Origin of the sequence: Streptomyces sp. NBC_01214, from assembly GCF_026340975.1 — a bacterium.
Classification (GTDB): Bacteria; Actinomycetota; Actinomycetes; order Streptomycetales; family Streptomycetaceae; genus Streptomyces.
Map to the genome: position 1 here is coordinate 4114916 of NZ_JAPEOS010000001.1, position 22834 is coordinate 4137749.

Sequence of the window (22834 nt, forward strand, 5' to 3'; positions counted from 1 at the left end):
GGCCCCCTGTTCCACCCCCCTGTTCCACCCCCCGATCCCGATCCATCCGCACCCAGGCTCTCCCCACACGCAGGAGGAACCCGCCATGACCCAACAGCGCCCACGCATCGTGGACCTCAGCGAGACGCCCCCCAACCGCCGGCGCGGCGGAGACCTCAGGGCGGTGCTCACCCCGACCTCCGTGGGTTCCACCAGCGGCTTCATGGGCCTGGCGATCATGGCCCCCGGGGAGTCGATCGCGGAGCACTACCACCCGTACTCCGAGGAGTTCGTGTACGTGGTCAGCGGCCGGCTGGAGGTCGACCTCGACGGCGAGGCCCACCCGCTGCGCACCGACCAGGGACTGCTCGTCCCGCTCAACACGCGCCACCGCTTCCGGAACGTGGGCGACACCGAGGCCCGCATGGTCTTCCACCTCGGCCCGCTGGCCCCGCGCCCCGAGCTCGGCCACGTGGACACCGAGCAGGCTCCGCACCCGGAGAGCACCGCGTGGGAGCAGCCGCCGGACCGCACGGGAGCGGTCTCGTGACCCGCCGGCGGGTGGCCGTCACCGGAGTCGGTGTCGTCGCGCCCGGCGGGATCGGCGTCCGCGACTTCTGGGACCTGCTCTCCAACGGCCGTACGGCGACGCGCGGGATCAGCCTCTTCGACCCGGCCGGGTTCCGTTCCCGGATAGCCGCCGAGGTCGACTTCGACCCCGCCGCGCACGGCCTCGAACCGGGCGAGGCGGACCGGGCGGACCGCTACATCCAGTTCGCCCTGGTGGCCGCCCGGGAGGCGGTGAAGGACGCGGGGCTCGACCTCACCACGGACGAGTCCTGGCGGACCGGAGTCTCCCTCGGCACGGCCGTCGGCGGCACCACCCGGCTGGAACACGACTACGTGGCCGTCAGCCAGTCCGGCTCCTGGTGGGACGTGGACCACAAGCGGGCCGGCCCGTTCCTGCACCGGGCGTTCACCCCCGCCACCCTCGCCTCCGCCGTGGCGGAGCAGACGGGTGCGCGGGGCCCGGTCCAGACGGTCTCGACCGGCTGCACCTCGGGACTCGACGCCATCGGGTACGCCGTGCACTCCATCGCGGAGGGCCGGATGGACGTCTGCATCGCGGGCGCCTCCGACTCACCCATATCGCCCATCACCGTGGCCTGTTTCGACGCCATCAAGGCGACCTCGCCGAACAACGACGACCCGGCCCACGCCTCCCGGCCGTTCGACGCCGACCGGGACGGGTTCGTCCTCGGCGAGGGCGGCGCCGTCCTCGTACTCGAAGAGCTGGAACACGCCCGCGCCCGCGGTGCGACCGTCTACTGCGAGATCGGCGGCTACGCCACCTTCGGCAACGCCCACCACATGACCGGGCTGACCACGGAGGGCCTGGAGATGGCCCGGGCCATCGAAACCGCCCTTGCCGAGGCCGGCGTCGCCGCCGACGAGATCGACTACGTCAACGCGCACGGCTCCGGCACCAAGCAGAACGACCGTCACGAGACCGCGGCGGTCAAGCGGGTCCTGGGAGACCACGCCTACAAGACGCCGATGACCTCCATCAAATCCATGGTGGGGCACTCCCTCGGCGCGATCGGCGCCATCGAACTGGCGGCCTGCGTACTCGCCATGACCCACCAGGTGGTACCCCCGACGGCGAACTACGAGACGCCCGACCCCGAGTGCGACCTGGACTACGTACCCCGCGTCGCCCGCGGCCGGAAGCTGCGCAGCGTGCTCTCGGTGGGCAGCGGCTTCGGCGGATTCCAGTCCGCCGTGGTCATGACCCGACCGAAGGAGGAGGTCTCGTGACCAGCCGTACGGTCATCACGGGCATCGGAGTCGTCGCGCCCAACGGCGTGGGCGCCGACGCCTTCTGGAAGGCGACCCAGTCCGGACTCAACGTACTGGACCGGGTCACCAGGGCGGGCTGCGAGCACCTGCCGCTGCGCGTCGCGGGTGAGGTCCGGGGCTTTGACCCCGGCGCCATGGTCGAGGACCGCTTCCTCGTTCAGACCGACCGCTTCACCCACCACGCCCTCGCCGCCGCCGACCTCGCCCTGGAGGACGCCCGGCTCGGCCGGGCCGACTACGAGGGCGACCCCTTCTCCGTGGGCGTCGTCACCGCCGCCGGATCCGGCGGCGGCGAGTTCGGTCAGCGCGAGCTCCAGCACCTCTGGGAGCAGGGGCCGCGCTTCGTGGGCCCGTACCAGTCGATCGCCTGGTTCTACGCCGCGAGCACCGGACAGATCTCCATCCGGCGCGGGCTGAAGGGCCCCTGCGGGGTCGTGGCCAGTGACGAGGCGGGCGGACTGGACGCCTTCGCGCACGCCGTCCGCGGGATCCGCCAGGGCAGCCGGGCCATGCTGGTCGGGGCGACGGAGGCACCGCTGGCGCCGTACTCCATCGTCTGCCAACTGGAGTACGAGGGGCTGAGCACGGGGGAGGACCCCGAGCGCGCCTACCGGCCGTTCACCGACAAGGCCTGCGGATTCGTCCCCGCCGAGGGCGGCGCGATGTTCGTCGTCGAGGACGAGGACGAGGCCCGCCGCCGCGGCGCCACCGTACGGGCCGTCCTGGCCGGCCACGGCGCGACCTTCACCGGCACCCGGCGACGGGACACGTCCGGCGAGGGACTCGCCCACGCCATCCGCGGCGCCCTGCGGGAAGCCGACTGCGCGCCCGAGGAGATCGACGTGGTCTTCGCCGACGCCATAGGGACCCCGGAGGCCGACGCGGCCGAGGCGGCCGCCCTCGCCGACGCCCTCGGTGCGTACGGGCGGAAGGTACCGGTCACGGCGCCCAAGTCCGGTACCGGCAGGGCGTACTGCGCGGCTCCCGCCCTCGACACCGCGGCCGCGGTGCTGGCCCTGGAGCACGGCATCGTCCCGCCGACCCCGAACGTCTACGACGTGTGCCACGACCTCGACGTGGTGACCGGCCGCGCCCGCACCGCGGAGCTGCGCACCGCGCTGGTGCTCAGCCGCGGCCGGATGGGGTCGAACTCCGCGCTCGTCGTCCGCAAGGGCTCGTAGGAGAAGGGAGCACCGAGATGTCCGACCGGCTGACCCTGGAGGAACTGGCGGCCCTCATGAAGAAGGCCGGCATCACCGTCGATCCCGCGGAGTTGGCGAGCCGTCCGCACTCCGCCTTCGACGAGTACGGCCTCGATCCGCTGGGCCTGCTCGGGATCGTCGGCGAACTGGAGAACCGGCGGGGGCGGGCCCTGCCCACCCGCGCCGACCGCTGCAAGACCCCCGGGGAATTCCTCGACCTCGTCAACCACAGTCTGATGACAGGAGCCTGACATGCCAGGACACACCGAGAACGAGATCACCGTCAACGCGCCCGTGGACCTCGTCTGGGAGATGACCAACGATCTCCCCAGCTGGCCGCAGCTGTTCAGCGAGTACGCCTCCCTGGAGGTCATCGAGGAGAAGGGCGACACCACCCGCTTCCGCCTGACCATGCACCCCGACGAGAACGGCAAGGTGTGGAGCTGGGTCTCGGAGCGGACCGTCGACCGCAAGGGCCTCACCGTCCGCGCCCGGCGCGTGGAGACCGGCCCGTTCGCCCACATGGACATCCACTGGCAGTACTTCAAGGTGCCCGGCGGCACCCGGATGAAGTGGACCCAGGACTTCGCGATGAAGCCGGACGCCCCCGTCGACGACGCGTGGATGACCGACAACATCAACCGCAACTCCCCGATCCAGATGGCGCTCATCCGGGACAAGATCGAGAAGCGCCAGCGCGAGGGCCGCGCCCCCGCCGTCAGCCGAGTCTGAGACGAAAGGCGAGCACCCGGATGAACCAGACGCACCGCGCCCTCATCGTCGCCCGGATGGCGCCGGGATCGGCCCCGGACATCGCCGAACTCTTCACGGGTTCGGACGCGGGTGAACTCCCGCACCTGGTGGGGGTCACGCGCCGCAGCCTGTTCCAGTTCGGCGACGTCTACCTGCACTTGATCGAGTCGGACCGGCCGCCCGGCCCGGCCATCGCGAAGGTCACCGAGCACCCGGAGTTCCGGGACCTCAGCGAGCGGCTGACCGCCTACATCAGCCCGCACAACCCGGACACCTGGCGCAGCCCGAAGGACGCCATGGCCCACGAGTTCTACCGCTGGGAGAACCCCGGCGCGAAGTGACCCGCGGCCCGGACGGGACCCGCACACCGGAGTGTGCGGGTCCCGCCGCGTGTGGCCGATCACCGCAGAGCGCAGGAAGAGAGCAGGAGAAGACGGCATGAACCCGACCGACACCGACCACTTCCCGGCGGATCCGGCCCGTCCGCACGACGGCGAGCACGCCCGTACCTCCCTGCACGTGCTCGTCCTGTCCGGTTCCTCCCGCACCGGATCGGTCAACGCCCGCCTCGGCTCCCTGGCCGCCGCCCTGGTGTCCCGGGCGGGCGCCACCGCACGGGCCGCCACGCTCGGCGACTTCCCGATGCCGCCGTACGACGGCGACGTGGAGGCCGACGAGGGACTGCCCGAAGGGGCCCTGGCCCTGTGCGCGCGGATCGAGGCCGCGCAGGCGCTGATCATCGCCTCCCCCGAGTACAACGCCTCCGTCCCGGGCGTGCTCAAGAACGCCATCGACTGGGTCTCCCGCTACCGCCCGCAGCCCTTCAAGGACAAGCAGACCCTGCTGGTGTCGGCCTCGCCCTCGATGGTCGGCGGCAACCGCGGGCTGTGGGCCCTGCGGGTACCGCTGGAGCACCTCGGTGCGCGCGTCTACCCGGACATGTTCAGCCTGGCGGGGGCCCACCAGGCGTTCACCGAGGACGGCGCCCTCGCCGATCCGGGCCTCGGCGAGCGCCTCACCACTACGATCGGCTCCTTCCTCGACCTCGTCGAGGCCGACACCCGCTACCTGTGCCTCCAGCGCCGCTGGTACGAGTTCCTGGGCGACCGCACCGACGCCCCCGTGACCGCGCGCGCCCAGGACTGATCATCATCGGCCACAGGGGGTGAGCTATGTTGGAGCGCGAGTGACATCAGTTAGGGAGGCCCTCGAGTGTCATCGGGGCAGCAGGCACGCGCACAAGCGGCTGCGATCACACCAGGGGGTCAGTCGTCCGAAGAGGTCCGTCCTCCGGCCGACCGGCTCCTCGCGCTCTTCGACGGACGCCGCCTGTCACCGGGCCAGCGCCGCATCGCCCAGTACCTGATCGACCACCTCACCGAGGCTGCGTTCCTCTCGATCACCGAACTGGCCGAGCGGGTGGGCGTGAGCCAGCCCTCCGTGACCCGGTTCGCCGCCTCCCTCGGCTTCAGCGGCTACCCCGCCCTGCGGGACGTGTTGCAGCCGATCGCGCTCAGCGCCGTCGCCGGCGCCCCGGACACCCGCGCGCAGATCCGCCGCAACGAGCTGCAGGAAGCCGTCGACGCCGAGATCGAGAACCTGGAGAACGTGCGCAGGCTGCTCGCCGACACCGACCAGGTGCTCGACATCGGCCGCGAGCTGGCCGCCTCCGTGCCGCTGACCATCCTCGGCCTGCGCATCTCGGTCTCGCTCGCGGAGTACTTCGCTTACGCGGCCCGGCGCATCCACCCCGACGTGCGCCTGGTGACCCGCGGCGGCAGCGTCGCCTTCGACGCGCTGCTGCAGTCCAGGGCGGCCGGCGGGACCTGGGTGCTGGCCTTCGCGATGCCGCGACACGCCAAGGAGACGCTGGCCGCCATCCGCGCCGCCCGCAGTACGGGGTTGCGTGTGGTCCTGATCACGGACCCCACCCTGGGGCCGCTGGTGGACGAGGCGGACGTGTCCCTGACCGCGGGCACCGGGTCCCGGCTGGTTTTCGACTCGTACGCGGCGCCCGGAATGCTGTCCGCGGCCCTGTTGCAGGCGATGGCCGACGCGGACCCGGAGCGGACCCAGGCCCGACTGGAGGGCTACGAGCACGTGGCCGACCAGCACGGCTTCTTCCTTTAGGTCGTACCGTCCTGCTTCACCAGGCGATATTCAGCCCTCGCGGTGCATGAAATTTTTCATACGCTTGCTTACTCGACGGTATATATGTTTACTGGCGACGGCGCTCCGGATCCACCAGATGCCAAGGAGGACCCCCATGTCCTCCCGAACGTACTCGCGGTACGACGAACCTCCTCAGGTCGCGACCGCGTGTCGGGTCCAGGCTTTGGATCCCCGCAGAGCGCCCATGGCGGCCTCGGTCAACCCCTGGGCCGAGGCCGCCCCCCAAGAACGTCTCGATCAGAGTTCGACTCCACTCGGAAGTGACGAGAATGCCTCAGACGGCCACGTACACCCTCAGCCCTGACTGGCCCATGCAGGTCAAGGCGCCCGGGACGCACGACTGGGAGCGCAGTGCCACGCGCTGGCTGCGGGATCTGCTCCCGGCCCGCTACGGCGGCTACCTGACCCTCACTCGCCACCACGCGCTCCTGGCGCGGCACGTCCAGCTCCAGCTGCAGCACGAGATGCGCGCGGTGCGGACGGCCCTGCAGACCAGCCGCGCCGAGCTGCCCACCATGGGCATCGCCGAGTCGGTCATCGAGAACTCGATCAGGATGTACGCCATCGAGCTGGAGCAGCTGGGCCGGCTCTCCCGCGGCGCACGCCTCGTGTCCGACGCGCTCCTCGTCGGCACCCCCGCCCAGCGCAGGCGCTGACCGCGACGTCCGCTGCGCCCTCGCGCCCGCCACGTGCGCTGTGTCCTCCGCGCCGTCACACCGGTTGCGTCGGCTGCCAGGAGCGGAGTCGGGCGGCCACGTCGAAGACGGTGGCGCGCAGCATGCGGATGTCGGTGATGAGGTCGCGCCACTGCTCGTAGGTGGCGTCCACCGCCTCGCCACAGGCCTCGATGTACGCGACGGCGACCCCGTAGGCGAAGTATTCGTTGGAGTCGGGGAGCGGTCGGAGCAGCACGATCGCGTCGAGCAGCGCGGCCGCGCGCCAGTAGGCGTCGGGGTCGTCCACTTCCAGGCTGGGCGTGTTCACCCGGTGCCGGGCCACGGCGGCGACCAGGGCGGAGTGGTCGGCCACCGCCACGTCCTTGAACAGCGCCTCCTGCCGCTCCAGCAGCCAGCGATGATCGATGTGCAGTTCCACGCCTCCGAGTATCCCCGCCCGGGGCCCGGCCGTGGGGCTTTTCCGGTCGGGCGGGGACGCGCGGGATTACGGCTTGGGCAGCACGCAGCCGGGGCGGTTCAGGTCGATCTTGTTGCCGGGCGCGATGCAGGGGACGACGATGTACGTCTGCTGCGCGTAGTTGATGCCCTGGCGGACCGTCACGTTGCCGTTCTGGTCGACCTCGCACGGGTTGTTCACCGTGCAGCGGGCGCCGTCCTCATTGCCCGTGTTGTTGACGGCGACGACCTTGCCGGTCGTCGTGTCGACCACCGGTGACCCGGAGGTGCCGCCGATGGTGTTGCAGGCGGAGGTGTAGCGGACCGAGTCCTTCCAGGTCCAGTCGCCCTCCTTGAGGCGGTAGGCGAAGCCGTCCACGTTGCAGCTGTAGATCCGCTTCCAGTAGCCGGAGACCACCTTGATCGCCGAGCCCTGGGTCGGGCGTGCGCCCTCGAGGGTGAGCGCGGTGATGCCGTACTGGCTCTGGATCTGGGCGTAGGTGCGGGTGAGCTGGTAGATCGAGATGTCGGTGTCGGTCATCGTCGCATACGCGATCTTGCTCGCGCGGAGCGTTCCGACCTTCGATCCCGCCGAGTTGAGCAGCGAGAACGAGCGGCTGGACGGGCGGTCCTTGACGACCTCGCCGGCCGCGGGGAAGCCCGACTCCAGACAGTGCCCGTTGGACAGGACCAGCGCGAGGTCGTTCGGCTGGGAGCCGGGCGCGCGCACGACGGAACCGGAACAGTTGCTGAGGGCCACGGTGCCCGCGAAGTCGACCGCGGCGGCGGTGGCCTCGGGGGCGGGGGCTGCGGGGGCTGCTGTGGCGGGGGGCGCGGGTGTGGTGGTGGGCGCGGCCACGGCGGGGGTGGCCGCCGCTCCCAGAAGGAGCAGGGAGAGTAATGCGCCGGTGAGAGGCTTGTTCATGTGGGGGTTCCCCTCTGCTGACAATGCGACCGAAGATCCTCCGGTTGTCATGCGCATTGTTGGGACCCGGGCTTCAAGTCGCAAGACCGCATGGCGAGTTGACGCGGGTACCGGGGGAGGGGTCCCGGACGGCTCCGAGTGCACAGATAACGGACTGCGCACAGGTGTTCCGCACCGGTGGCTTTGCCTCCTACGGTCGGGGCAGCACAGTTCCGGACCAGGAGGCAATGTGAAGCGCGAGATCGACATCGACCAGCTGGTGACGGCGATGAAGGCGGTCGACGAGGCGGGGCGGCTCTTCGAGGAGGCGCGCGCCGTGTACGAGGCGCGCGGCCTCAAGCGGATCAGCGACGACTTCAAAGTGGCGGGCGGCTCCGTCCAGACCCTGCAGGGCGCCGAGGAGATGGCCCTCGGGGCCCGCAAGTACCTCGCCGAACTCGCGCTGATCGCCGGCTACGCGGCCGCCGGTCTCGACGAGCGCGCGGGCGAGAGACCGGAGACCGCCCGGGCCGGCTTCCCCGGCCTTGCGGGCGGCGGTGCCCGCATGGCCCGCCCGCTGCTCGATCCCACCGTGGAGGGGCTGCGGCTGCTACTGGCCGTCGACTTCTTCGAGCCCGCCTTCAAGGCCGCGATCGAGGAAGTCGTGCAGGCCGAGAAGGCCACCTACCCCGACCCCTCCACGTTCCGCATCCCCACGCGCGGCGACCGCGCCGCCGGCGTCGGCCGTACCCCCTGAGGTGCCGGGCCGGGCCGACGGGGCGAGGCTGGGGGTATGCATCATGCACCCGTCGTCGTGCACCGGATCTTCCCGTCGGGGGGCCGGCAGGTGACCCTGCGGACCTCGAACGGAGAGGAGGCCCTGGGCCTGGCCCGCTCCGACGAGGACGTCATCGAGTTCCTGCGCCGCGCCGGCATGCCGGACCCCGACGAGGTGGTCCTCGGCGGCACCGAACTACTGGACTGGGAGTGGGACACCCCCCACGTGTACGAGGCCGACCCGCCGACCGACGACCTCTGAGCGGGGCCTGCCGGCCGGTCCGGTCAGCCGTGGTGCACGGCTTCCAGGACGGCCAGATCCTCCTCGGACAGCCGCAGGGCCCCCGCGGCCACGTTCGCGTCGAGGTGATCCGGGTCACCGGTGCCGGGAATGGCCAGAACGTGTCGCCCCCGCCCGAGCGTCCACGCCAGTCGTACCTGCGCCGGGCTCGCGCCGTGCGCCCGGGCGACGGCACGCACCTCCTCGTGCTCGGCACCGCTCGCGCCGGCCTGCCGTCCGGTCCCGGCGATGGAGTAGAAGGGGACGAACGCGATGCCCTGCTCGCCGCAGGTGCGCACGAACCCGTCGTGCTCGGGGCGCACCCCGATCCCGTACATGTTCTGTACGCAGACCACCGGCGCGATGGCGCGGGCCTCGGCGAGGTGCTCGGGCGTGACGTTGGAGATGCCGAGATGGCGGATGAGGCCCGCCTCGCGGAGTTCGGCCAGCGCGCCGAAGCGCTCGGCGATGGAGCCGGTCCCGACGATGCGCAGGTTCACCACGTCGAGGTGGTCGCGGCCGAGCTGGCGCAGGTTCTCCTCGACCTGGCCGCGCAGCCGCTCCGGGGTGGCGTGGCTCCACACCCCGGAGGGGTCGCGGCCCGGTCCGACCTTGGTGGTGATCACGAGGTCCTCCGGATAGGGCGACAGTGCGGCGTTGATCAGCTCGTTGGCGGAGCGCAGCGGCGAGAAGTAGAACGCGGCGGTGTCGATGTGGTTCACCCCGAGCTCGACCGCCCGGCGCAGTACGCCGATCGCCTGGCCGCGGTCCCGGGGTACGGCGTCGTCCGCGAACGCCTCGCCGGTCTGGGGCAGGCGCATCGCGCCGAAGCCGATCCGGTTGATCTTCAGGTCGCCGAGGTTCCAGGTGCCCGCCGCGTCGGCGGCCGTCGTCTGTGAGGTCATGCCCGGATGATCGCCACCCGGTAGGCTGCCAGGCCATTGATTAGGGCATGACTGAATCCTCGGAGGAGCGGTGCGGGCCGAGCTGGCGTTCTCCGTGAGCGATCTCGCGCAGATGCGGTTCGCGGTCTCACCGATGTGGGAGGTCGGGCCCAGCTACCGGCTGCTGGCTTCCGGGGCCAGGTCCCCCGTGCACCGGCCCTGGACCGAGCAGGTGCGGCCGCGGTTGGCGGCCGCCGACCTCGACCGGGGCTGGCTGGCAGAACTGATCCCGCCCGCGGGGTACGTACCCGACTTCCTCAACCCGGCGCCCACCGGGCCGGCGCCCACCCTGGCGGAGGAACTGGTCAGGATCCGGGCCACGCCCACCTCCCGGGTCCGCCAGGACCTCGACCGCCTGCGACGGGAACGGGGAGCCCTCGGCCCGCGCACGCGGACCCTGTACGCCGACCCGCGGGCCCGCCTGGCCCGGGTCGCGGAAGAGATCGGGACCTACTGGGAGCTGGCCCTGGCACCCTACTGGGCGCGGATCCGCGCGGTACTCGACGCCGATGTCTTCCACCGGGCCCGGCAGGCCGCCGAGCACGGAGCGGGCCGCCTCTTCAACGACCTGCACCCCTCGGTGAGCTGGGGCGACGACGCGCTCCGGCTGTCCCGCCGGCACCGCCCCCTGTCCCGCGGGACGGCGGGCGCCGGGCTGCTGCTGATCCCCTCGGTCTTCACCGGACCGGTCCCCTTCACCCGCGTGACGCCCCCGGAACCGCCGCAACTCGCCTATCCGGCGCGCGGCACCGGCTCACTGTGGGAACCCCGGCCCGCCGGCCGGACCGAGGCCCTGGCCGCCGTGCTCGGCCGCTCCCGCACCCGGCTGCTGACCGAACTGGAAACCCCCGCCTCCACCACCGAACTGGCCCGCCGTACCGGGCTCTCGGCCGCCGGAGTGTCCCAGTACCTGACCGCGCTGCGCGCCGCGGGCCTGGTCAGCGCCCACCGGGCCGGCCGCTCCGTGCTCTATGCCCGCACCGCCGTCGCCGAGGCCCTCCTCGTTGCCTACACTCCAGGCGTGGAGCGGGGACGATCTCGGGGAGGGGCATCGTGAGCGAGCGCCGGTGGAGCCTGGAAGAGCACGTCGTGGTGGACGCCGCTCCTGCGGACGTCCACCGGATGGTGTCCGACCTGCGGAACATGGGCCGTTGGAGCCCCGAATGCCGCCGCGTCTGGGTGCCCCGGCCGCCGGCCCGCTCCGGCAGCCGCTTCGTCGGGCTCAACCGGAGAGGGCCGTTCCTCTGGTTCACGGTGGGCCGGATCCAGGCCCTGCGCGCACCGGCGCAGACGCCCGACGGATCCGGTGAATTCACCTTCGACGTCGGCATCTTCGGTCTGCCGATCGCACGTTGGGGATACCGCTTCGAGCCGGAGGGCCAGCGCACGCGCGTCACGGAGACCTGGCAGGACCTGCGCACCGGCCGGGGCTCCCGGCTGACCGTGCTGCTCGGCACGGTGTTCGCCGGCACCAGCCCGGACCGGCGCATCGCGGTCAACCGCGCCGGGATGCGCACGACCCTGGACCGTCTCGCGGCCGGCTTCGGCGGGGTCACGCAGCCCCGTCCTTGAGGGACCGGCCGAACTGTTCGTCCAGGACGGACAGCCGCCGCCAGTACTCCTCCTCGTCGATCTCCCCGGCGGCGAAGCGCCGCCCCAGGACCGCGATCGGCGACCGCTCACCGTAGTTCGGCGCCCCGTGGCGCCCGCGCCGGACGGTGCGGCGCAGCACGGTGACGACACCGACCACGACCGCCGCCCAGATCAGCGGAAGGAACAGGATCCACGGGCCGGGCCCGTCGTGGGCGAGGGTGGTGAAGGTATCCATCTCGATTCGTCTCCTCGGAAGCACGGACGTTTCGTCTCATCCCGAGACTCCTCGCAAAGCCCGCTCCGGTCGTCGTACGGCCGGCTGCACCCCGGGTACTTCCCCGGGAGTACCCGGGGTACGGGCGTGCGGGCCGGGCCTCGCGGGGCAGCAGGGGTGGACAGCAGGGGGTAATGCGCACATTTCACGCAATCCCCCGTTCCCCGTACGCAGCCGCGCACGCTCGGTAACGTCTGGATCACAAGCAGTCCGGTGTTGCCAGGAACTGAGCACCGGGCGGAGTCCGTAGAAGGCAAGGGAGCGAATCCGATGGCGAACGTTGAGGTCTCTTTGAAGGAGACGATGACGTCGATCGAGGGCGCGATGGGAGCCGCGTTGGTGGACTACACCAGCGGTATGGCGCTGGGGACCCTCGGCGGTGGCAAGGATCTCGACCTCACGGTCGCCGCCGCGGGCAACACGGACGTGATCCGGGCCAAGGTCCGCACGATGGAGATGCTGGGCCTGAAGGACGAGATCGAGGACGTCCTCATCACCCTCGGCGGCCAGTACCACCTGATCCGGCTGCTCAAGGGTCGGGGGCACAGCGGCCTGTTCCTGTACGTCGTACTGGACAAGTCCCAGTCCAACCTGGCCATGGCCCGTCACCAGCTCAAGCGAGTCGAGGCCGCCCTGGAGCTCTGAGTCCGGCATTTTTGCGCCCACGCATGCCCACGAGTTGAAGAATTCTTCAATCCGGCACATCTGAAACAGGTAATCCCCGGGCGTGCGTGGGCCCGTCCGTACGAATGTATGGGTGGTCGGTCGACTGGAAGCCCCGCGCCCCCAAGCAAGGTCTGAAGCAACAGCAGGAGCACTCATGGGAATGCAGGTCCCCCTCTACCAGGCGAAGGCCGAGTTCTTCCGCATGCTCGGGCACCCCGTCCGCATCCGCGTCCTGGAACTCCTGCAGAACGGCCCCGTACCCGTACGCGACCTCCTCGCCGCGATAGACGTCGAGGCATCGAACCTCTCCCAGCAGTTGGCGGTCCTGCGCCGGTCCGGCATCGTCGTTTCCATCCGCGACGGAGCGACCGTCAGTTACGCCCTGGCCGGCGGCGACGTGGCCGACCTCCTGCGCGCGGCGCGCCGCATCCTGACCGAGCTCCTGACGGGTCAGAGCGAACTCCTGGCCGAACTGAAGCAACTGGGGCCCCAGTCGGACCGCGCGGACAAGGTCATCGGCCGCTGACCACCCGTACCAGGGGCCCCATAGTGGAAGACGGACCCGGCGTCTGAAGGCATGAAGGCACCGGTCATCGGGAAGGGACCAGCCAGATGAAACGCGTTCTGTCACTGATCAGTTGCATGGTTCTGGGCGCCTGCCTGGCGGTCGCGGGTGCCACACCTGCCGCCGCCGATCCGTACGACTGCAGCACTTGGTACAAGTCGAGTACGACCGCTGCGGGAACCTGCACCAACGGAACGGGAGAGTTCCGCGTCTACACCCGGTGCGACAGGCCCCTGGCAAGGGACTACACGGTGTACGACCCGACGTGGCGGCGCGTGGGCACCACGAGCACGGCGATCTGCCACAGCGGTGGCAAGCCGTACGGCGCCGGCATCCAAGTGCGCTGACGAAGGCCCCCTACCCGGTCGCCCCACCGCTTGGTACCCTCCGCGCGCGCACCCGGGGGACGCTGAACCAGGGGGAATCATGGCCGAGTTGCTCACCAGCGAGGATCCGGAACGGATAGCGGGGTACTGGCTCGCCGCCCGGCTCGGCGCCGGTGGCCAAGGGACGGTGTACGAGGCCTACGACGAGGCCGGGCAGCGCGTCGCCGTCAAGGTGCTGCGCCCGGAACTCGTCGCCCGCCCCGACATCGCGGGCCGGTTCGCCAAGGAGGTGCTCGCCGCGCAGCGCGTGGAGTCCTTCTGTACGGCACGGGTCCTGGAGAGCGGAACCGACGGCGAACGACCCTACATCGTCAGCGAGTTCGTCCCCGGCCGGGATCTGCGCAAGGCAGTCCGCGACTCGGGTCCGCTCACCGGCGACGCGCTGGTGCGGCTGGCCACCGGGGCCGCCACCGCCCTGGCCGCCATCCACCGCGCGGGTGTCGTCCACCGCGACCTCAAACCGGACAACGTCCTCCTCGGCCCCGACGGCCCCCGCGTCATCGACTTCGGCATCGCCCGCACCGCGGACATGTCGCTCACCGACACCGGACACCTGATGGGCACACCGGGCTACATGGCCCCCGAAGTGCTCACCGGGCGCCGCGCCGATGGCGCCGCCGACGTCTTCGCCTGGGGAGCGGTGATGCTGTTCGCGGCCACCGGACGCGACCCCTTCCGCGGCGAGAACATCGGCGAAGTCGTCGTACGGGTCACCGAACACCACCCGGACCTCACCCCCTTGCCGCCCGCGCTGCGCGAGCTGGTGGGCGAGGCGCTGGCCAAGGCCCCGGCGGACCGCCCCACCGCCACCGCGCTCCTGCTGAGGATGCTGGGCGGACCCGCCGACGCGGCCGATGCGGCCCTGCTCGCCGCCGGTCGGGAGAACGCCGGGCGCCTGCGCGACGCCACCGCCGACGCGGCCGAGCCGGCGCTCGGCGCCGCCGCGGAGACCACGTACCAGCGCCTGCCGGAGCCGGTCCAGCAGGCCGTACGGGAGATCGCGCTCCGCCTGATCGTCCCCGGCGCCGCCGTCGACGGCTCCCAGGACACCCTCCGTACCGCCGCTACGGCCGAATGGCTCGAGGGCCGCCCGTACGAGGAACGCAGCGCGCTGCGCGACGCGTTCGGCTCCCTCGCCGGGGCCCGGCTCCTCGTCCTCGAGGACGACGCCGCACGCCTCGCCTCCCTCGGCTTGCTGCGCGCCTGGCCGCGGTTGCGCGACTGGGTGGACGACGACCGCGAAGCCCTGCTCCTGCTGCGCTGGCTCACCGCGGCCGCCGGGCACTGGGACGGGCAGGGCCGGCGGGCCGAGGACCTCCCGGCCGGGAGCGCCCCGGAGGCGGCACGCGCCTGCGTGGCCGGGGCACCGGGCCGGCACCGTGCGAGCCGGCTGGAGGGCGCGTTCCTGGAGGCGTGCCGCCAGGCGGCCGCAGCGCGCCGCAGGCGTACCCGGCGGTTGCGCGCGGGCGCGGCGGCCCTGCTGTCCCTCGCGCTCGTGGCGGGCCTGGTCGCCTGGCAGCAGAAGGGAGTCAGCGACGAACGGGCCCGTCAGGCGTCCGCCCGTACGATGGCCTCCATCGCCGAGAGCCTGCGCACCTCGGACCCCGAGATGGCCGCCCTGCTCAGCGTCGCGGCCTGGCGGATCGCCCCCGTCGACGACGCGCGGGCCGCCCTGTACGGATCCCTGGGCCAGGACGAGCGGGGCGTCGTCAACAACCTCGCCAAGGTCTCGACCGGTTTCTACGACGACCACGCGGACATCCTGCTCGACGGCCGGACCCTGGCCGTCTTCGACGCCCAGACGAGCGTGGAGGTCTGGGACGTGGTCAGCGGCAAGCGCACGGGCCGGGCCGACCTGCCCGAGGGCACCCCCGACATGCCGCCTGCCGTGGATCCCACGGGGGCCGTCGCGGCGCAGCCGATGAGCCGTGGGGTCCGGTTGATCGACCTCAAGACCGGTGAAGCCGGCCCGCTGCTCCTCCCGGACGGCCCGACGCCCAAGGTCGTCGCGATGGCCCGGGAGGCCGCCTGGGTCGCGGTCACCACCACGGTTCCCGACGAGGCGCTCCTCGTCGACGGCCGTTCCGGCCGGCCGGTGCTGCGCACACCGGGGGACGGCGCCGTCGCCCTGTCCCAGGACGGCGCGACCTACGCCCACTGCCCGGCGGGCAGGCCCGTGCAGCTGTACTCGACGGCCACCGGGCAGACGGTCGAACTGCGCCGGGAGCCCCCTTATCCCACGATCACCTGTGGGCAGGGCCAGAGCCTCGCCTTCAGCGCGGACGGCAAGCGCCTGATCCACACCGGAACCGGCGCCACCTCCACCCTGTGGGACGTGTCCTCGCGCACCGCCGTACGCTGGTTCGGCGCGGGTTCGGTGGCGGCCCTCAGCCCGGACGGCGCGCTCGCCGTAGAGGTCACCGAAACCCAGCTGAAGGTGTGGGCCGACAGCGGGACCTCCACCTCGTCCGTCCTGTTCGGCTATCCCCGGCTGGACACGGACAGCCGGGGCATGAACCTGTCCGTCGCCTTCGATGCGGACAGCCGGCTGCTGCGGTACGTGGCCAGGGACCGCCAGGTCCGTTCGCTGGACCTGACGTACGGACTCCAGGACGCGGCCGCCAAGGCGAACGTCCCCGAGGCCGTCTTCGCCCCGGACGCGGCAACGCTCGCGACCGTGGGAGCCACCGACAGCGACGCGGAGGACCGTTTCCGGCTGTGGAGCACCGCCGACGGCCAGGAACGCAGGCTGCCGCACCACCCGGTCATGTCGTCCATCGCGGACGCGGATGACAGGGACGACGACGGTGCGTCCGCCTACTCCGGTGACGGGGGGCTCCTCGCCACGTCTTCCTGGCACGTGGACGGCAAGCCTCGGGTGACGGTGTGGGACACCCGCGAGAACCGGCTGCGCACGGAGCTCACCCTGCCCGAACCCCTGGTCTCCGTACGCGGGTTCGCGTTCACCCCCGACGGCACCCGGCTGGCCGTCGCGGTCACCGAGCACGACGGGTCCGCCTCCATCACGCGCGCCCTGCAACTGTGGGACCTCGGCTCCGGCCGCCTGGAGTACACGATCGCGGACGTCGGCGCGGCCAACCTCGCGATCAGCCCCGACGGCTCCCTCCTGGTCACCTCTGCGGGGGAGCGCGTGGACCTCGCCACCCGGGCCGTCGAGCGAGGCGTCCTCGGCCCCGGTGTCATCCAGGACCTGGAGTTCAGCGACGACGGCTCGGTGCTGGCGGTGAGCCTCCTCCAGGGCACGGTCACGCTCTGGGACGGCGAGGGACGCCGCCGCCTGGGAGGCCTGTCGAGTACGGCGGCCACCCGCGGCGACGACTTCGGCGGGCGGGTGGCGGGGCTGCGGTTCTCCCACGACGGCAAGACCCTGGCCGCGATCGTCGGCGACAGCCGGATCCAGCTGTGGGACGTACCCGCCCGGCGCCGTCTCGGCGATCCGCTGCGCGGGTCCGCCGGACTGCTGCGCGCCCTCGCCTTCGACTCCCGGGGACGGCTGCACGTCTCGTCCTCGAAGCACCCGCACCGCGTCTTCGACCTCGAACCGAAGACCGTGGCGCGGGTGCTGTGCGAGCGGGTCGGCCGGGACCTCACCCGCGCGCAGTGGGAGCAGAACGTGCCCGACCTGCCGTACCGATCGGTCTGCTGACGCCCGACACCCTCGCCACGGGTCATGGGCGTGCGCGGACCTGCGTCGGGCGGCCGGGCAGGGATCGGGCCGCGGTACACCGCCCTCGCCGCGCGCTGCGGCCGTGTCGACGACGAGCCGGGGGCGCTACGGCCGCGTCGGCCGCCATCTGCCGCACCGGGCGAGTACAAGGGATGGCGAACCGCAAACCCCCAGCGTTCCGAGACGAGGCACGATGTCGCACGCCCGGCCCGCTCTGCGCCGCCCGGAAGGCAGGCTCGCTCTCGCACTGGCGTTCGCGGCTGCCGTCGCGGTCTTCGTCGCCGTCTTCCTGTTCGGTCGGACCAACACGCCGGACTACACCGCGACGCTGTTCGGCCGGGCGGACACCGATGCCGTGCGCCTCAAGGCACAGCTCGCCACCGGCGTCCTGGGGCTGGCCGCTGTCCAGTTGCTGCTGGCGCTGTGGATGTACGGCCGGCTGCCCGGGGTGCACCGGGTGCCGGGCCCGGTGCCGCTCACCCACCGGATCGTCGGTGTGGTCCTGTTCGTTCTCACCGTCCCGATCACGGTGCACTGCATCCAGGCGTACGGCGTGCAGCTCAACGGCTCGCGCGTGGCCGTGCACTCGATCGCGGGCTGCTTCTTCTACGGGGCCTTCGCCGCCAAGGTCCTGCTGGTACGGAGCCGGCGCCTGCCGGGCTGGGCCCTGCCACTGGCGGGGGGCGCGCTGGTGGTCGTGGTGGTGGTCCTCTGGTACACGAGTGCGCTGTGGTACTTCAACGGAAACGACGTCCCGCTGCTGTCGCTCGGACACTGAAGGGCGGGGTCATCGAGGCGAGTGCCGGGCGCCGGCGCCGTGTTCGGCATACGGGTGCTCCCCAACGACAAGTTGACCTCACCGGAACGTGAGCTCTGGGACGCGTTCCGGTGAGGGGCGCCGCGTTGACCTGGGCGCTGGTGCGACGGAGGACGTCCCCGTCCAGGGCACCGTCGAGCGCCAGTTCCGCCGGGCCCTCGGGAGCGACCAGAAATTGCCCGGGCTCCATCCCGGCAACCAGCAGGTCCGGCCCACCTCGACCTCCTGGGCCGGTAACCGACGTATCTCCGCTGGCCAGAGGCCTGAACGAGCTACCCGTGGCGGGCCATGGACCCTCCTGTCCCTCCCGCAGCGTCGGTGGGCGTACGGAGGATGACCAACTGGTCGCCGGAGGCACGTGTCCTGTGGCAGGCTCCTCTCCCCGGGGGAGAGGAGCAACTGATGACCCATTACCACTGCGGATCGTGCTCGTTTCAGAGCGACGATCTCGGCGAGGCTCAACAGCACTCGCACCAGACGGGCCACGTTTGCATCGGCAAGGAGGACGCCGGGCCGGTCGCAGGGAAGTTCGGCAAGGCCAGGGTCGTGGTCAAGGCCAGCGCCAGCGTTCTGGCCGCCACCACCATCGGGGTCCTCGCCTGGAAGTACAAGAAGAGGCTTCAGGAAGATTGCGAGGAGCTCCAGATGGAGAACGAGGGGCTCCTGTCCATGGCTGCCGGACTGGTCGTGCAGTTGGCGGAGTCGACGGCGGAGAACGAGAGCCTGAAATCGGAGAACGACTACCTGAAGTCGGCCACCGGTGCCGCGAAGACGCTCAAGGGCTACGACTGCTGAGCGAGGGCGTACTGCGGGTAGTGCCACGGGGTGGACGGGTGCCCGGCGTCTGCTGTGGGTCCGGCGATGGGTCGACGCTTCAGCGATCGACGACCCAGCGCGCGTCGGCAGGCCAGGATCCCGTGCTGACGATGTGCTCCACGAGCCTGAACGCCTCACCGATCGGCACGGTGTCCTCATCCGGGTACTCATCGTGCTGCCCGTTGGAGAGGGCGAATCCCTCGCTCGATCCGCTCGCTCCTGGGTCTACCGCATGCTGCTCGCCGTCCTCGCCATCGAACAGCACCACCATCGCGCGCTGGGTGTTCGTCACGAAGGCCAGCGATTGACCAGACGAACTGGTCAGCCACGTCTCAAGTCGATCGCTGGCGATCCTCGCCCGAACGGTCTCCAGCACCACCTCGGACGACACCGGGACAGGGCTGTCGTCATCGATCACCCAGGACTCCATCACGAGCACGACGATCTCACGGACAGATCCAAGAGACCGTGCCGAGGCCGCCACGCACCCAGGTCGCGCCGGAGGCGTTCGACCGACACGGACCGCAGTGGGGGTCCGGACGGTGGTTCAGCCGAGCCAGCCGGGGCGGACCAGGCCGGATTCGTAGGCCAGGACGACCAGCTGGGCGCGGTCGCGGGCGCCCAGCTTCACCATGGTGCGGCTGACGTGCGTCTTCGCGGTGAGGGGGCTGACGACCAAGCGGCGGGCGATCTCCTCGTTGGACAGGCCCATGCCCACCAGGGCCATCACCTCCCGTTCCCGATCGGTGAGTCGGCCCAGCCCGGTCGCCGTGGCGGGCTGCTTCGAGCGGGCCGCGAACTCCGCGATCAGGCGGCGGGTGACGCCGGGGGACAGGAGGGCGTCGCCCGCGACCACCGCCCGTACCGCCCGCAGTAGTTCCTCCGGCTCGGTGTCCTTGACGAGGAAGCCGGAGGCGCCCGACCGGATCGCCTCGAAGACGTACTCGTCGAGCTCGAAGGTGGTGAGCATGACCACCCGCACGTCGGCCAGGGACCCGTCCCCGCCGATCCGGCGGGTCGCGGCGAGTCCGTCCAGCACCGGCATCCTGATGTCCATCAGCACGACGTCGGGGTGCAGCTCCCGGACCAACCGAACGGCCTCCTCGCCGTCGGCGGCCTCGCCCGCCACCTCGATGTCGGGCTGGGCGTCGAGCAGTGCCCGGAACCCGGCCCGGACGAGCAGTTGGTCGTCGGCGAGCAGTACGCGGATCACGGGTCCTCCTTGAACGCGTCGGCCGTCGGCGGGAGCACGGCGATCACCCGGAAGCCGCCGTCCGGTCGCGGGCCGGCCTCGACGGTGCCGCCCAGGGCCGAGGCCCGTTCGCGCATCCCGACGAGGCCGTTGCCGCCGCCCGGCGTGCCGCCCGTGGCCGGGCCGTCATCGTCCACCCGTAGTTCCAGGGCCTGCGGCTGCCAGGTGAGGCGGATGCGGGCGGTGCGCGACCCCGAGTGGCGCACCACATTGGTCAGTGCCTCCTGGAGGATGCGGAAGGCGGCGAGGTCCACGCCGGGAGGCAGCGCCCTGGCCTCCCCCTCGACCGAGACCTCCACGGTCAGCCCGGCCGCCGCGGCCTGCCCCACGAGCTCGGGGAGGCGGTCCAGACCGGGCGCGGGGGAGCGCGGCGCCTCGCCGGGGGAGCGCAGGGTGTCGAGGACCTGCCGGACCTCGCCCAGCGCCTCCTTGCTCGCCGCCTTGATGGTGGCCAGCGCGGTACGGGCCTGCTCCGGATCGGAGTCGAGCAGGGCCAGTCCGACCCCCGCCTGGACGTTGATCACCGAGATGCTGTGGGCGAGGACGTCGTGCAGTTCCCGCGCGATCCGCAGCCGCTCCTCGTCCACCCGGCGTCTCTCGGCCGCCGCCCGCTCGGCCCGTTCCCGGACCCACTGCTCCCGGCGCACGCGCACCAGCTCCGCGACGGCGAGCACCGCGAGCACCCATGCGGTGACGCCCACTTCCTGCGTCCAGGGCGCCGGGCCGTCCCCGGCGGGCGGGAGCCAGCGGTAGAGCCAGTGCCCGATGAGCAGGTGTCCGGCCCAGAACAGACCGACGGCGCCCCAGGCGGCCCGGCGGTGTCCGGCGACGACGGCGGCGAAGCAGGCCAGGGCGAGACTGAGGAACACCGGCCCGTACGGGTAACCGGCGCCCACATAGACCAGGGTGACGACGCTGACCCCGTACGCCACGGCCACCGGGTACCGGTGCCGCACCACGAGCAGGGCGGGACCGATCAGCAGCAGGAGCCGGGCGGAGCCGTCCAGCGCCACGCGCCCGCTCTGCGCGTGCGCCGCCCACCCCGCGCCGATCTGCGTGAAGACGGCCACGAGCAGCGCCGAGCGCCAGGCCGGGCCCCGCCCGGTCCGCTCCACCCACCGCCGCCACGGGGGACCCGGGCGCTCGCGCAGCTCTTCCATACAGCCACGCTAGACGGCGTCCGCCGTCAGCCGCGTCACCCCGGCGTAGCGTTTCAGGCGTACTCCCCACGTAGTACCCGTACCCGGCTTTTCGGCCTCGCGGCCGACGCTACGACCTGCGGCGAAGGGCGACCGGCAGCTGCTGGTGAAGGCGGGCGGATCAGGCTAGGTTGCACGGAAGCGGAGGCTGTCGTGGACATCCGCCCCCGGCACCCGCCGGTTGCCCCTCTGCCGTAAATTGTCCAACGGTCCGCCGGGAAGGCGGGGCAAAAGGTACGAGTTGGGGCAGGTGTAGGCAGGACATGGCACGACGCGGACGTATGGAAGCGGACCGAGGTGCCACCTCCGCCGCGCCTGCGGTTCCGGGCTCCGAGATAGCCGCGGCAGCCGACGGCGGGAGCGCGGCCCGGGGCTGGCTCCGACTGGGACGGGACGGACGGCTCACCGCCTACGCGAGCTGCGCCGAAGGTCTGGTGCGCTGGACCGAGTCCGCGCCCGGCTCCGACGTCTGGCAGGGCCCCGAGCTGTTCCCCGTCGAGGGATGGGCGGGCCGGTTCACGCTGGCCCAGGACTCCAACGGGTTCGTCTGGTTCGCCGGCACCCGCTTCCGGGAAGGGGCGCCGGGCGGCCGTGAGTTGATCATCGCCACCCAGTACCAGACCGGCCGCCCGCTCGGAGACTGGCGCGCGGTGGGCAACCCGTTCCCGGAACGCAAGCGGGAGCAGGGGAGCGGTCCGGAGCAGCCCCAGGGGCAGGAACAGCCCGAGCCGGGGGCGGAGTCGGGGGCGCCCCTGCCGCCGCCCGGAGACCCGATCGTGCTTCCCGACGGCACCGGCGCGCTCCACGTCCTGACCACCCGGTTCGGCGTGGGAGCGCGCGGCCGGACCCGGCGCGCCGATGGCATATGGGGTAAATGGGCCGACTATCAGGGCAAATGGGTGCGCGGGTCCGTCGTCCCCCTGGTGACCGCCCAGGGCCGGGCCGAATTCCTGGTCACCTTCCGGGGCGGGGCCTCGTACTGGGGCCAGGACGTGCCGGGAAGCGACTTCAGATGGCTCGGGCGCATGAAGGCCGATGCCGTGGAGGGGACGTACAGCTCCTGCGAGACGGGTCCCGGCACCGGCACGTACTTCTGGCGCCACCCGGCGGACGGCGGCGTCATCGCCTACCGCCCCCAGGCTCCCGCCGGTCCGTCGCCCGCACTCATGCCGCTGGGGGGCGCGGGCGGCGTGGGCCCGGTGGGTGTCGCCCGTACGCGCATCGGCGGGTACGACTGCACCGTCCTGTTGCAGCGGGGGGCCGAGGGTTACCCGGAGATCGCCGCCTATCCGACCGAGGGCGAGCAGTACGGCACGTGGTGGGCGCCCGTGGGGGACCGGTGCGCGGGGCTGCCGGCCATCTCGCTCGATGCCCGCGGCTCGGTCACGATCGCGATGATTGACATGGACGGTGGGCTGCTGGTCGCCCGGCAGGATCCGACGGACCCCGGCCTCGCCTTCGGCCCGTGGTGTCGGGTGGGGTGATCCACCTCACCCGAATGCCCGTCCTGGGGCGACCGGAGCAACGCTTCCGGGCCCCGCACCCTGGGCCTACCGGGAGTTGACCCGCCTCGCGGGTGCGGGAAGTCGCCGCTC

At 71.9% G+C, this 22834-nt stretch carries 27 protein-coding genes; 20 read left to right on the forward strand and 7 right to left on the reverse strand.

The window, feature by feature from the left end:
* Positions 1-85 precede the first annotated feature (85 nt).
* The 9 genes from OG594_RS19315 to OG594_RS19355 all read left to right on the forward strand — a co-directional run bounded on the left by OG594_RS19315 (position 86) and on the right by OG594_RS19355 (position 6622).
* The gene (locus OG594_RS19315; RefSeq protein ID WP_266600549.1) at positions 86-529 is read left to right on the forward strand and encodes a cupin domain-containing protein; all 444 of its coding nucleotides are present in this window, start codon (positions 86-88) and stop codon (positions 527-529) included.
* Positions 526-1797 (forward strand): beta-ketoacyl synthase, encoded by a 1272-nt coding sequence (locus OG594_RS19320; RefSeq protein WP_266600551.1) that lies wholly within the window; start codon positions 526-528, stop codon positions 1795-1797. Before OG594_RS19315 ends, OG594_RS19320 begins: the two co-directional genes overlap by 4 nt.
* The gene (locus OG594_RS19325; protein ID WP_266600553.1) at positions 1794-3020 is read left to right on the forward strand and encodes a beta-ketoacyl synthase N-terminal-like domain-containing protein; all 1227 of its coding nucleotides are present in this window, start codon (positions 1794-1796) and stop codon (positions 3018-3020) included. Before OG594_RS19320 ends, OG594_RS19325 begins: the two co-directional genes overlap by 4 nt.
* Before the next feature lie 17 nt (positions 3021-3037).
* Complete coding sequence (locus OG594_RS19330) at positions 3038-3292, forward strand: acyl carrier protein (protein ID WP_266600555.1); 255 nt, start codon at positions 3038-3040, stop codon at positions 3290-3292.
* A gap of 1 nt (position 3293) precedes the next feature.
* Positions 3294-3773: an SRPBCC family protein gene (locus OG594_RS19335; protein WP_266600557.1), complete on the forward strand. Its 480-nt coding sequence runs from the start codon at positions 3294-3296 to the stop codon at positions 3771-3773.
* A gap of 20 nt (positions 3774-3793) precedes the next feature.
* Positions 3794-4135: a TcmI family type II polyketide cyclase gene (locus OG594_RS19340; RefSeq protein WP_266600559.1), complete on the forward strand. Its 342-nt coding sequence runs from the start codon at positions 3794-3796 to the stop codon at positions 4133-4135.
* A 172-nt stretch (positions 4136-4307) separates the two neighbouring features.
* Complete coding sequence (locus OG594_RS19345) at positions 4308-4940, forward strand: NADPH-dependent FMN reductase (RefSeq protein WP_266603042.1); 633 nt, start codon at positions 4308-4310, stop codon at positions 4938-4940.
* 66 nt (positions 4941-5006) lie between these two features.
* Positions 5007-5924 (forward strand): MurR/RpiR family transcriptional regulator, encoded by a 918-nt coding sequence (locus OG594_RS19350; protein WP_266600561.1) that lies wholly within the window; start codon positions 5007-5009, stop codon positions 5922-5924.
* A gap of 311 nt (positions 5925-6235) precedes the next feature.
* The gene (locus OG594_RS19355; protein WP_266600563.1) at positions 6236-6622 is read left to right on the forward strand and encodes a hypothetical protein; all 387 of its coding nucleotides are present in this window, start codon (positions 6236-6238) and stop codon (positions 6620-6622) included.
* Between the two features lie 55 nt (positions 6623-6677).
* Here OG594_RS19355 and OG594_RS19360 read toward each other — a convergent pair whose 3' ends face one another.
* Entirely contained in the window at positions 6678-7061 is a 384-nt protein-coding gene (locus OG594_RS19360) for a toxin Doc (protein WP_266600565.1), read from the reverse strand.
* 66 nt (positions 7062-7127) lie between these two features.
* Complete coding sequence (locus tag OG594_RS19365; protein ID WP_266600567.1) at positions 7128-8003, reverse strand: serine protease; 876 nt, start codon at positions 8001-8003, stop codon at positions 7128-7130.
* Positions 8004-8232: 229 nt separating this feature from the next.
* On the opposite strand from OG594_RS19365, the gene OG594_RS19370 reads away from it, so the two are divergent.
* Entirely contained in the window at positions 8233-8739 is a 507-nt protein-coding gene (locus OG594_RS19370; protein ID WP_266600569.1) for a hypothetical protein, read from the forward strand.
* Positions 8740-8775: 36 nt separating this feature from the next.
* Complete coding sequence (locus OG594_RS19375) at positions 8776-9021, forward strand: hypothetical protein (RefSeq protein WP_266600571.1); 246 nt, start codon at positions 8776-8778, stop codon at positions 9019-9021.
* A gap of 23 nt (positions 9022-9044) precedes the next feature.
* Here the strand turns inward: OG594_RS19375 and OG594_RS19380 are convergent, their stop codons facing one another.
* The gene (locus OG594_RS19380) at positions 9045-9944 is read right to left on the reverse strand and encodes an aldo/keto reductase (protein ID WP_266600573.1); all 900 of its coding nucleotides are present in this window, start codon (positions 9942-9944) and stop codon (positions 9045-9047) included.
* Between the two features lie 70 nt (positions 9945-10014).
* On the opposite strand from OG594_RS19380, the gene OG594_RS19385 reads away from it, so the two are divergent.
* Both OG594_RS19385 and OG594_RS19390 read left to right on the forward strand, forming a co-directional pair.
* Positions 10015-11040 (forward strand): ArsR family transcriptional regulator, encoded by a 1026-nt coding sequence (locus OG594_RS19385; protein ID WP_266600575.1) that lies wholly within the window; start codon positions 10015-10017, stop codon positions 11038-11040.
* On the forward strand, positions 11037-11555 hold the full coding sequence (locus OG594_RS19390) for an SRPBCC family protein (RefSeq protein WP_266600577.1): 519 nt from the start codon (positions 11037-11039) through the stop codon (positions 11553-11555). Before OG594_RS19385 ends, OG594_RS19390 begins: the two co-directional genes overlap by 4 nt.
* On the opposite strand, the gene OG594_RS19395 is transcribed toward OG594_RS19390, so the two are convergent.
* Entirely contained in the window at positions 11536-11811 is a 276-nt protein-coding gene (locus OG594_RS19395; protein WP_266600579.1) for an SHOCT domain-containing protein, read from the reverse strand. The genes OG594_RS19390 and OG594_RS19395 overlap by 20 nt on opposite strands.
* 309 nt (positions 11812-12120) lie before the next feature.
* Here OG594_RS19395 and OG594_RS19400 point away from each other — a divergent pair, with 309 nt between their 5' ends.
* The 6 genes from OG594_RS19400 to OG594_RS19425 all read left to right on the forward strand — a co-directional run bounded on the left by OG594_RS19400 (position 12121) and on the right by OG594_RS19425 (position 18767).
* A complete protein-coding gene (locus OG594_RS19400; RefSeq protein WP_189742363.1) occupies positions 12121-12495 on the forward strand; it encodes a hypothetical protein in 375 nt (124 codons plus the stop codon).
* A 181-nt stretch (positions 12496-12676) separates the two neighbouring features.
* Entirely contained in the window at positions 12677-13042 is a 366-nt protein-coding gene (locus tag OG594_RS19405; protein WP_189742766.1) for a helix-turn-helix transcriptional regulator, read from the forward strand.
* A gap of 86 nt (positions 13043-13128) precedes the next feature.
* Positions 13129-13428, forward strand: a complete 300-nt coding sequence (locus OG594_RS19410; protein WP_266600583.1) for a hypothetical protein — start codon at positions 13129-13131, stop codon at positions 13426-13428.
* A 79-nt stretch (positions 13429-13507) separates the two neighbouring features.
* A complete protein-coding gene (locus OG594_RS19415; protein WP_266600585.1) occupies positions 13508-17134 on the forward strand; it encodes a WD40 repeat domain-containing serine/threonine protein kinase in 3627 nt (1208 codons plus the stop codon).
* A gap of 214 nt (positions 17135-17348) precedes the next feature.
* The gene (locus tag OG594_RS19420; protein ID WP_266600587.1) at positions 17349-17933 is read left to right on the forward strand and encodes a DUF6529 family protein; all 585 of its coding nucleotides are present in this window, start codon (positions 17349-17351) and stop codon (positions 17931-17933) included.
* Positions 17934-18374: 441 nt separating this feature from the next.
* A complete protein-coding gene (locus OG594_RS19425) occupies positions 18375-18767 on the forward strand; it encodes a hypothetical protein (protein WP_266600589.1) in 393 nt (130 codons plus the stop codon).
* Between the two features lie 79 nt (positions 18768-18846).
* On the opposite strand, the gene OG594_RS19430 is transcribed toward OG594_RS19425, so the two are convergent.
* From OG594_RS19430 to OG594_RS19440, 3 genes are all read right to left on the reverse strand, one after another.
* Complete coding sequence (locus OG594_RS19430; protein ID WP_266600591.1) at positions 18847-19206, reverse strand: hypothetical protein; 360 nt, start codon at positions 19204-19206, stop codon at positions 18847-18849.
* Positions 19207-19335: 129 nt separating this feature from the next.
* On the reverse strand, positions 19336-20001 hold the full coding sequence (locus tag OG594_RS19435) for a response regulator transcription factor (protein ID WP_266600593.1): 666 nt from the start codon (positions 19999-20001) through the stop codon (positions 19336-19338).
* Positions 19998-21200 carry a sensor histidine kinase gene (locus OG594_RS19440; protein WP_266600594.1) on the reverse strand — a complete coding sequence of 401 codons (1203 nt, stop codon included), beginning with the start codon at positions 21198-21200 and terminating at the stop codon, positions 19998-20000. The genes OG594_RS19435 and OG594_RS19440 overlap by 4 nt, the downstream gene beginning before the upstream one ends.
* A gap of 302 nt (positions 21201-21502) precedes the next feature.
* On the opposite strand from OG594_RS19440, the gene OG594_RS19445 reads away from it, so the two are divergent.
* A complete protein-coding gene (locus OG594_RS19445; RefSeq protein WP_266600596.1) occupies positions 21503-22723 on the forward strand; it encodes a hypothetical protein in 1221 nt (406 codons plus the stop codon).
* The last annotated feature ends 111 nt before the right edge of the window (positions 22724-22834 follow it).

Excerpts from the sequence above, each read along its gene's own strand:
- OG594_RS19340 (WP_266600559.1), top strand. The coding sequence starts at position 3,794 with ATGAACCAGACGCACCGCGCCCTCATCGTCGCCCGGATGGCGCCGGGA.
- OG594_RS19380 (WP_266600573.1), bottom strand. The coding sequence starts at position 9,944 with ATGACCTCACAGACGACGGCCGCCGACGCGGCGGGCACCTGGAACCTC.
- OG594_RS19425 (WP_266600589.1), top strand. The coding sequence starts at position 18,375 with ATGACCCATTACCACTGCGGATCGTGCTCGTTTCAGAGCGACGATCTC.
- OG594_RS19355 (WP_266600563.1), top strand. The coding sequence starts at position 6,236 with ATGCCTCAGACGGCCACGTACACCCTCAGCCCTGACTGGCCCATGCAG.
- OG594_RS19405 (WP_189742766.1), top strand. The coding sequence starts at position 12,677 with ATGCAGGTCCCCCTCTACCAGGCGAAGGCCGAGTTCTTCCGCATGCTC.
- OG594_RS19395 (WP_266600579.1), bottom strand. The coding sequence starts at position 11,811 with ATGGATACCTTCACCACCCTCGCCCACGACGGGCCCGGCCCGTGGATC.
- OG594_RS19420 (WP_266600587.1), top strand. The coding sequence starts at position 17,349 with ATGTCGCACGCCCGGCCCGCTCTGCGCCGCCCGGAAGGCAGGCTCGCT.
- OG594_RS19365 (WP_266600567.1), bottom strand. The coding sequence starts at position 8,003 with ATGAACAAGCCTCTCACCGGCGCATTACTCTCCCTGCTCCTTCTGGGA.
- OG594_RS19330 (WP_266600555.1), top strand. The coding sequence starts at position 3,038 with ATGTCCGACCGGCTGACCCTGGAGGAACTGGCGGCCCTCATGAAGAAG.
- OG594_RS19315 (WP_266600549.1), top strand. The coding sequence starts at position 86 with ATGACCCAACAGCGCCCACGCATCGTGGACCTCAGCGAGACGCCCCCC.
- OG594_RS19415 (WP_266600585.1), top strand. The coding sequence starts at position 13,508 with ATGGCCGAGTTGCTCACCAGCGAGGATCCGGAACGGATAGCGGGGTAC.
- OG594_RS19445 (WP_266600596.1), top strand. The coding sequence starts at position 21,503 with ATGGCACGACGCGGACGTATGGAAGCGGACCGAGGTGCCACCTCCGCC.
- OG594_RS19400 (WP_189742363.1), top strand. The coding sequence starts at position 12,121 with ATGGCGAACGTTGAGGTCTCTTTGAAGGAGACGATGACGTCGATCGAG.
- OG594_RS19375 (WP_266600571.1), top strand. The coding sequence starts at position 8,776 with ATGCATCATGCACCCGTCGTCGTGCACCGGATCTTCCCGTCGGGGGGC.
- OG594_RS19410 (WP_266600583.1), top strand. The coding sequence starts at position 13,129 with ATGAAACGCGTTCTGTCACTGATCAGTTGCATGGTTCTGGGCGCCTGC.
- OG594_RS19335 (WP_266600557.1), top strand. The coding sequence starts at position 3,294 with ATGCCAGGACACACCGAGAACGAGATCACCGTCAACGCGCCCGTGGAC.
- OG594_RS19440 (WP_266600594.1), bottom strand. The coding sequence starts at position 21,200 with ATGGAAGAGCTGCGCGAGCGCCCGGGTCCCCCGTGGCGGCGGTGGGTG.